Source organism: Streptomyces sp. NPDC004658, assembly GCF_040609555.1.
Lineage (GTDB): Bacteria > Actinomycetota > Actinomycetes > Streptomycetales > Streptomycetaceae > Streptomyces.
The window spans coordinates 48,238-56,010 of the sequence record NZ_JBEXKG010000039.1 but is presented as its reverse complement, the minus strand read 5'-3'; the positions used below and the strand labels follow the sequence as shown (position 1 = coordinate 56,010).

The window sequence follows — 7,773 nt, the reverse complement described above, 5'->3', positions numbered from 1 at the left end:
CGACGAACACGGCGATACGCCACTGGTTGCGGCTGGGCCGCCAGGCCCGCCCGCGCCTGCCCGCCGACTCACGCCTGCGCACGGCACACCTCCCGGCGATGCACGTGGTGCGCCATGCGGGGCGCACTCAGGCGGGCGCGAGTCCGGCTGAGCGCCGCGTGCAGCGCGTCCGCCGAAGTGGTCGAGATTCGGGCCGCATCCGGCCGGGTCACCCACAAGCCCAGGCAGCCGAGGTAGCCATCACTGACGCACCGCCAGGCCCTGGTGCCGGGTACGCAGTCGGAGTGCGCCGCCTGCCACCGGTGGGTGGTGCCGGGCTCGACCGGAACGAGGAGCTGGTGGTGGGCGAGGCAGTACCTCAGCGGGCCGACGGCCGTGCCGTCGGTCACCAAGGCGTCGATCGCGGGCAGTCCCAGTGCCAGGCCCACGCGCACCGTGTCGTGGGCGGACGCGGACGGGAGCGGCGACTGCTCGCCAATCGCAAGGTGCCAGGGGTGGTGACTTCGCAGGGTCATGGGGGTTGCTCTCCGAAAGGCAGTTCCGCCGTCGGCGGATCGTGTGAAAGGAGGGGTGTTCTGGTGCCGCGCCGTAGCGGGGCGGGCCGGCGCGGCACCAGAACCGGGGGACGGCGCCGCGACGGTCAGGTTGCGTGCGCGGCGCCGGCCTGGACGACGGCCCGGGGGATGGCCGGCCGTCCAGACGGTGGTTCGGATGAGGTCGGCCGGCGTCCCTGAGCCAGGCACCATCCGTCGTGTCCGGCAGGGGGCTGCATGGGTGCTGGATCTCTGGGCTGCTCCCGCAGGCCGTGGAAGCGGCGCCGGGCGTGTGGGCTGAGCCCCTGCGGTATGGGCTCGCCCCAGCTCACGAGCGGGCCGTTGGTGGTGAGCCCGTTGAAGCCCCAACGCCCGTTCAGGGCCTGCGCGGCCTGGTTGGCGTACTCCGGTGCGGCCATGTGGAGTTGGCCGCCGCGTCGGCTCGGTCCGGTGGGAACGGCGAGGAGAGGGATCCGGTACAGGACGAGGGCGACCGCGTCTCGCAACAGTTCCGAGCGGACGAGCCGCGCCCGGTAGTACTCGAAGTCGTATGCCTCTTCAGGAGGCATAACCCTGATGAACGGCGGCTGCCAGGCGGAAGTGGGAGTCGGGGCGGTCATGTCGTGACCGCCTTCGGGCTCTCGGCCGTCGGCAGAGGTCGGCGCGGCTGGACGACCCGGCCATCGGGCCGGAGACAGCCAGTGTCGTCGAAGAGCAGGATGCCGTTGCACAGCACGCTGTACCCGCCCTCGTCACACCGGAGGCGGACCTGCGCCGCCTGGCAGTCGGGTGCCTCAGCGGAGGGGCACTCGGGTCGGTGGGGGCACACCAGACCATCGGCGCCCATCGCCGTGAGCACCGCCTGGACGGACAGTGCGATCTTCCGCAGATGCACCCGGGCTGTCATGTACTGGCCCGGCATCTCGGCGTCTGCGAGTTCCCGCGCCGCCTCAAGCGCCGCAGCCGATTTCGATCCTGCCGTGCTGTCGGGTACGCAGGCGCCCAGCCGCATCAGATGGCCGCGTAACAGCAGGACCAGGTCGCTCACGTCCTTGTCGCTGTCGAGGACGGGGGTGTCCTCGTCGAGCACCACCGCAAGGGTTTCATGCACGGGAGCGACGAGTGAACGGGAGCTGCTGGAGGCAGGGACGGCGGGTCGTTGCCGTGCGGCGCGCTTCAGATGAGTGACGCTCACGACGCCGCCCCCCAGACGGCCACATCCACGTCCAGTTCCAGCCAGACGGTCTTTCCGGCGAGCGGGCCGGGGGCCACTCCCCAGCGGTCAGCCAGGTAATCGACCAGGTGCAGCCCACGGCCGCCCTCCTGGTCGTCGTCCGCAGGGCGAAGGCACGGCCGGTCGACCGACAGGCGGCGCCGCGCCCTGGCCACGGCCGCGGGATCCGCGAACAGGTCGGCCCACATCTCGACATCGCGCACACCACACACCGCTGATGCGCGGCCTGCCGGCGGATCGCCGATCAGGTCGCTCTGCGTCCCGCCGTCGTGCACCACCGTGGCGGTGCGCGCAGCACTTGGGGAGTACACCTTCATCGGTAGCCCTTCTCGGCCCCCGCAGGAGCCAATTCCGGTCACTGTCCAAGCTCGTGGGCGTGATGTGGTCGATTCCGTTACGTCGCCCGGGCGTTGGGGGACAGCAGGTGGGCCGGCTGCCGCTGGGCGGAGTGGATCCCCGCGTCCAGCGGCAGCCGGGAGACCGAGCGCGAGGCTGCGCTGCGTCTCGCTCGCGACTTCCGGGGATCGAGCGGCAGCGCGATCCCCAGGCGACAGAAGTCGGAGCCCAGGTCGGGCAACCCGAGCGGAACACGGGGGTTTACCGAAACGGGTGCCCAGGTCGATGAGCGCGGCGTCGACGGACGCGGCCGCCGCTCATGTACCCCTGCGACGGCTTAGGGAGCCCGCGAGCTGAGGAAGACGAGTGCCTTCTTATTCACGCCCACGAGCCCGATTGCAAGGCGGCCTTGCGACGGCACACCAGCCTGGTGATGCAGCACGGGAGCGCGCCGAGGACGCCGATCTGCGAGGGGTGAGTCGCCACGGTGATGGTTCCTTAGTCGAGATGCTTGAGGGGAAACCGAGCCCTGTGCACGAGGGCAGCAGGCGCCGGCTTCAGACGAGCCGAGGTCGTGCACCAAAGCCTTCCCGGTCGCCAGCGCCCTCGGTAGATGAATCCGCACCCCACTTCACCCCACTTGGGGCGAGCGATCAGAGTGTTTGACTTCTCGTGAATGCACTACGGGGGTGTGGACACTTAGGCCATATGAGGACAACCTGACGCGCATTCCCTGTTCGGATGGAGCACACGGCCAGCTGGTCAGTCCGACACCCCACTTCACCCCACTTCGCCGAAGTGGCTTGACAGCGTGGGTTGTTATGTGTAACAGGCCCCACTGGAGGTGGCCGGGTGGGTCCGGGATGCGGGGTGTACGCGTGGCGTTGTCGCTGGTCAGATCCCGCCCGAGGGGTCTGGCGCTGCGGCTAGGTGAACTCTGCGACCTTGCGGCGACGGGGGGAAGGAGGTTGACCTCTGGTCGTCGCGCAGCATGTACTCCGACTGCGAGAAAACCAGGCAATCGGGGTCATTCATCCGCCTCGCGGCCAGGAGGCGGCCCAGCGCACTCATCCAAGTGGGGTGAAGTGGGGTGCCTTTTCGTGTACCGCACCGATCGGCCATGAGCCAACGTGATCCAGAGGACTATCCCGGTCCACGCCCCCGGGCGTCTCAGAGCAACCAGGAGACGAGGGCATGCCCATCCCCGCTACAACCTCGGCGAGCGCTGCTGGCCTGCGTGGCGAGCCCCTCGCACACGCCGAGGCCGACCTCACTGGCCTATTGGCCCCCCAGGTAGTCGCCCGCCACCTCGTCCACGAGGTACTCGCCGACGAGAACGACTCGTGGACGGACGTCATCGTCCTGGTCGCCGACGAGCTGGTGGGAAATGCTCAACAGCACGTTGAGGCTGGCAAGCCGATATGGATGGCGGTGGACCTGTACGAATGGGGGGCAGTTGTCCAAGTTGAGGACAGTGGACGCGACATCACGGCCATTTCGTGTGAACCGAAGGCGCCGGCGCTCGAGGACGAGGGAGGGCGCGGCCTCTTCCTGATTAACGCTTTGGCGAGTTCGTGGGGCGTGCGGCCGACTGCCACGGGCAAGAGCGTCGTGGCCCTGTTTCTTCACCAGCCGGCCGGAGGGCGGCGATGAAGGGCTGCGACCTGCGCCCCAGAACCCTCACCCCCCGACTGAGTCTCGGCCCACTGGGCGTCAGTACAGGGACCACGCGCTGGGACTTCCCTGAGCAGATCGCCGATGACGGGCAGATCCTCAGAGGGCTACGCCGGGCGATTGAACTGGGAGCGTCGTTCGTGGACACCTCCGATGCTCACGGCGAAGGACATGCTGAACGGCTGGCCGGGAAGGTGCTTCGGGAGTACCGGCACTACGGGGTGCACGCCATCAGCAAGGTCGGGCGGCTCCGCGGTTCCGCCCCACACCCGTACGCTGGCCCGAGGATCCGCCACCAGCTGGAGCAGACGCTGGAGAATCTGTACCGAGACGATCTGGCCGTCTACGTGCTGGACTCGTACGACTTCGGCCCCGGAGATATGTACCTCGGCCCCGTGGTCGCCCAGATGCACGCCATGCGCGACCTTGAGCAGATCCGGGCCATCGGCCTCCGCGGGCCTACCAGCGCTGACAGCGCCCAGCAGATACGGCGCTTCCTCTGGCTGGTCGAGGAGATCCAGCCTGACGTCGTGTGGGCCCAGGCAAACGGCCTCCTGCCCGCAGCCGTCCTGGAGGAGGGCGAGAGCCTGAGCGAGTTCACCACGCGAAAGGGCCTGGGACTGGTCGTTGCCTCGCCGCTCGGGCACGGAATGCTTGTCGGCCAGCGCAACCGCAGGGTGCTGGAGGCACTTTGCGGGCAAGGCGTTTGCACCGAGGCGGCTGCCGCGGTTGTGGAGGGTGGCCTGCGGGAGCTAGCCGGGCGATTCGGATCCGGACACGGTAGTTTGGCCCCGCTCGTGCTGCAGTCAAGCCTTCAGCAGTGGCCCCATGCGCTCGTCGCCGTCGGTGTCGCGGAAGAACACCTGATTGAGCAGTGCTTCGATGCCTTGCCCGGCTCGCTCACTCAAGACGACGTCGATCAGATCGACGCGGTCTTTGCCCGCATGAGGCTCAGCCTGCAGATGCTAGCGGGACGTCCTGTCATGCACGAGCGAGTTGGAGGGCTCGGCTGAGCCGGACAAGGTTTTCGGCCGACAGTCGGCCTGAACGGGTGCGGTGTTCCTGTGAGACGCACACAGATCCGGTGGGGCCGGCCTCAACTGGCTTGGACGGCCGACCCCAAGGACACGTCGTAGGTCAGTCCAAGCCTGCGATCGGGTCGAACACGCCGTCCTTCACGCTCTGAATCCAGGCCCGAGCTCCGTTCAGGGGGTACAGCAGGGGCACGCGGTCGGGGCATTTGGTGTCGCTGACCAGGATCCAGTCGCCCATCCGGCCAACCCTCACGCAGTCCCCACCCCCGCCGCTGTAGGACGACACCGTCCCCTCGAGATTGGACAAATCGAGCTTGGAGAGGTCGGGCCTCTGCGACTGCACGGTCACTACAACTCCTTGATCATTTTCTTGAGGTGCACGCGGGTCTTGTCCGGCTCCAGTGCTTGGTCCCAGAGATCGGTGAACACCGCGGCGTAGCGGTCCGTGTACAGCTCCTCGTCGATATACCCCGAGCTGACCATGTTCTCGAGCCATACGACGGACCGCGCAGGCCCGGGGAAATCCATCAGTACGAATCCGCCCGCCACACCGGGGTGGACACCGAGGGTGTCCACCCCGGGCAGGACCCTGATCGTGCATCGGGGCTGCTCGGATTCGTCGACCAGCCGTTCCAGCTGCTCCTTCAGGACGGCCTTGTCCATGAGGGTGCGACGCAGACAGTCCTCGTCGATCAAGGCCTGGAAGTCGCTGAGTGCGCCGCCGGCGTTTCGCCGCTGGCGGTCCATGCGGATGTCGACGAGTGCCTTCACATCGGCCGGACGCAGATCGGGACGCATGCGCGCGATGACGTGAAGCGCGTATTGCCGGGTCTGAAGACGGCCGGGGACGATCCGCGGCTGGTACGTGCGAAACAGGGTCGCCTTCTGCTCCAGGGCGAGGAACCCCTCGAAGTTCATCGGCCCGAGGACTCCGGCATTGCGTCGCCAAAGAGCCGGCCGCGGACTCGTCGACGGCCTGTCGGAGCTCAGCAGCGCGAGGATCTCGTCCCGTTCGGCGGGCTCCGCTCCGATGCAACCCAGGATCGCCTGCGCCAGCGCCACCTCCTGGGCGAAGCGCTTGCGCTGGCCGTGCTCGATTCGGCTGAGCTGGCTGGGCCCCAGTCTGCGCGGCGGTTCCTGTTCCAGGAGCAGCGCGGAGACCTTGGCGAGCGTCAGGCCATGACGCTCGCGCAACTCCTCGATGCGCGCACCTACTTCACGGAGCGTCAGTGACGACGGTGCCTCGTTACCAGGCGACATGCCGGTTAGTGTGCCTTCTCGCCGGGCTCCCGACAACAAATCTCTTCAGCAATTTGCTCGCTCATGTTGCTAACCCCCGGTCGACAGGCGCATCCTAGCGAGGGTCACGATGCGTACGAGATCCGTCGCAGCTTGTGGCACGTGCCGCTGGTTGTGCCGGTCTCAGCTCGTCCCCCCGCTTTCGTCCGAGGAGGGCCGCACCATGGGCCGCCCCACGTTGTTCCACGTTGAGCTGAAGCGACGTGGCTGGGACAGCTGGGAAGAGTTCTGCATCCACTTCACGGCTGGCGGCCGGGCTTTGGCGGAGCTTACGGGCCAACGCCGCCTTGCCACCGCAAGCGTCGGACGCACCACGTTCGAACGCTGGGCGCAGCCAACCTGGTGTGGCCGGCCGCGGTCAGAAGCGGCTCAAATCCTGGAACACATCTTCGGCCACTCCACGGACGAACTGTTCAGCCCGGCCCGTACACCTGCCGAACTTCGCCAGGCGACCACCGAAGCGGCGGCGGTGATTGACGACCGCTGGCCCTCCACATCGCGCCTCATCGTGCCAGCTACCGGAGCCGCAGGAATGTGGGAGCTCACCGGCCGGGACTCCCTGTCCGGCACCGCCGCCGCTGTACAGGTCATGACCGCCGTCCACGAGGAGGACGGCGACGAGGTACGCGTCCTCGACTCCGACGAAGGCCTGAAACAGTTCTTACGGCCCGCCGCCCGCCGGGGCTTCCTCCTCGGCGTGGCAGAGCATGCCGAGAACTATGGGCTGTACGTACTTGACGCCGCATCGGCACGACGTACCCAGGCTGTCGCCGCAGCCCGCGGCAATCCCATTTCCATCCCCAAGGCCTACCTCCTAGACGACCTCACCTACGGAATTCTCTGGTCCCTCACACAACTGGACGACGGTCTGCTCGCCGACGACCAGGCCCTCGACGCCGAGAGCCACAACCTGGACACCTACCTCGCGCTCCCGCGCTCTGCCCCCAACCGCCAGCTGCTGGAACTGACCTCTGCGGGGTCCAGCTGGTGGGGGTCAGCATTCTGCGCCCACTACATCGAGCGGGAACTCCAAAGCGCCGGAGAGATTCCCGCATTTTGGACGCGCGAACAACGCGGAGCCGAGGCGGCACCGTGGGTGATCTTCTCCCACAAGATCGACTATCTGCGGCGCATGGGCCGCTTCGTCGACGGAGGCCAGACGACCTCCCGTGTCTTCTGCGTCCCTGAGACTGCCGTCGCCCGCACCGAGCGCTACGAACGCATCCTGCTGCTGCTCGCCATTGCCCTCATGGAACGCCACGGCATCCGCGTCCGCCTCGTAACAGACCCTGCGTACGCCGACATGGACGGTGTCGCATTCATCCCTGGCCAGAAGGCCGTCGTCGCCAACTGGGTCCGTACCGGAGAGGCGCTGTGGGCCGCCAGCACCACCAGCAGCCGCGGTGACCTCCGCTCGTATCGCACCGCCTTCGGCGATGCCGAGGAGATCAACATCCTCATCAGCCCCGACCCGAAGGGTCGCCTGGAAGAACTCGCACGCTACTTGGACATCGACTGGGGGTGGATCACCACACGATGCCGAGAAGTGGCCGAGCACGGTGTCGCCGGCCTCGTCCGGACGCGGAGCCGTCTGCTGACGAGTGACGGCCTCGACGATGCACTGTCCTTCCTCGGCACCTTCGCACCCAGAATCTGAAACGAT

9 protein-coding genes and 1 pseudogene are annotated in these 7,773 nt (G+C 67.6%); 3 read left to right on the top strand and 7 right to left on the bottom strand.

Annotated features, from left to right (window positions below):
* Nucleotides 1-68: 68 nt before the first annotated feature.
* The 5 genes and pseudogenes from ABZV94_RS16545 to ABZV94_RS16525 all read right to left on the bottom strand — a co-directional run bounded on the left by ABZV94_RS16545 (nt 69) and on the right by ABZV94_RS16525 (nt 2,084).
* Nucleotides 69-515 (bottom strand): hypothetical protein, encoded by a 447-nt coding sequence (locus tag ABZV94_RS16545; protein ID WP_356340988.1) that lies wholly within the window; start codon nt 513-515, stop codon nt 69-71.
* A gap of 125 nt (nt 516-640) precedes the next feature.
* The gene (locus tag ABZV94_RS16540) at nt 641-1,153 is read right to left on the bottom strand and encodes a DUF6302 family protein (RefSeq protein ID WP_356340987.1); all 513 of its coding nucleotides are present in this window, start codon (nt 1,151-1,153) and stop codon (nt 641-643) included.
* Nucleotides 1,150-1,362: a DUF5999 family protein gene (locus ABZV94_RS16535; RefSeq protein ID WP_356340989.1), complete on the bottom strand. Its 213-nt coding sequence runs from the start codon at nt 1,360-1,362 to the stop codon at nt 1,150-1,152. The genes ABZV94_RS16540 and ABZV94_RS16535 overlap by 4 nt, the downstream gene beginning before the upstream one ends.
* Nucleotides 1,363-1,392: 30 nt before the next feature.
* Nucleotides 1,393-1,644 (bottom strand): annotated as a pseudogene (locus ABZV94_RS16530) (DUF6415 family natural product biosynthesis protein); the annotation flags it as partial.
* Nucleotides 1,645-1,724: 80 nt separating this feature from the next.
* A complete protein-coding gene (locus ABZV94_RS16525; protein WP_356340985.1) occupies nt 1,725-2,084 on the bottom strand; it encodes an ATP-binding protein in 360 nt (119 codons plus the stop codon).
* 1,213 nt (nt 2,085-3,297) lie between these two features.
* Between ABZV94_RS16525 and ABZV94_RS16520 the strand changes: the two genes are divergently transcribed.
* Nucleotides 3,298-3,756, top strand: coding sequence for an ATP-binding protein (locus ABZV94_RS16520; RefSeq protein ID WP_356340983.1), 459 nt, complete (start codon nt 3,298-3,300; stop codon nt 3,754-3,756).
* Nucleotides 3,753-4,790, top strand: a complete 1,038-nt coding sequence (locus ABZV94_RS16515; protein WP_356340982.1) for an aldo/keto reductase — start codon at nt 3,753-3,755, stop codon at nt 4,788-4,790. The genes ABZV94_RS16520 and ABZV94_RS16515 overlap by 4 nt, the downstream gene beginning before the upstream one ends.
* 124 nt (nt 4,791-4,914) lie before the next feature.
* Here ABZV94_RS16515 and ABZV94_RS16510 read toward each other — a convergent pair whose 3' ends face one another.
* Together ABZV94_RS16510 and ABZV94_RS16505 are read right to left on the bottom strand one after the other, a co-directional pair.
* Complete coding sequence (locus ABZV94_RS16510) at nt 4,915-5,160, bottom strand: DUF397 domain-containing protein (RefSeq protein WP_356340981.1); 246 nt, start codon at nt 5,158-5,160, stop codon at nt 4,915-4,917.
* On the bottom strand, nt 5,160-6,071 hold the full coding sequence (locus ABZV94_RS16505) for a helix-turn-helix transcriptional regulator (RefSeq protein ID WP_356340979.1): 912 nt from the start codon (nt 6,069-6,071) through the stop codon (nt 5,160-5,162). Before ABZV94_RS16505 ends, ABZV94_RS16510 begins: the two co-directional genes overlap by 1 nt.
* Nucleotides 6,072-6,273: 202 nt before the next feature.
* On the opposite strand from ABZV94_RS16505, the gene ABZV94_RS16500 reads away from it, so the two are divergent.
* On the top strand, nt 6,274-7,767 hold the full coding sequence (locus tag ABZV94_RS16500) for a hypothetical protein (protein WP_356340978.1): 1,494 nt from the start codon (nt 6,274-6,276) through the stop codon (nt 7,765-7,767).
* Nucleotides 7,768-7,773 lie beyond the last annotated feature (6 nt).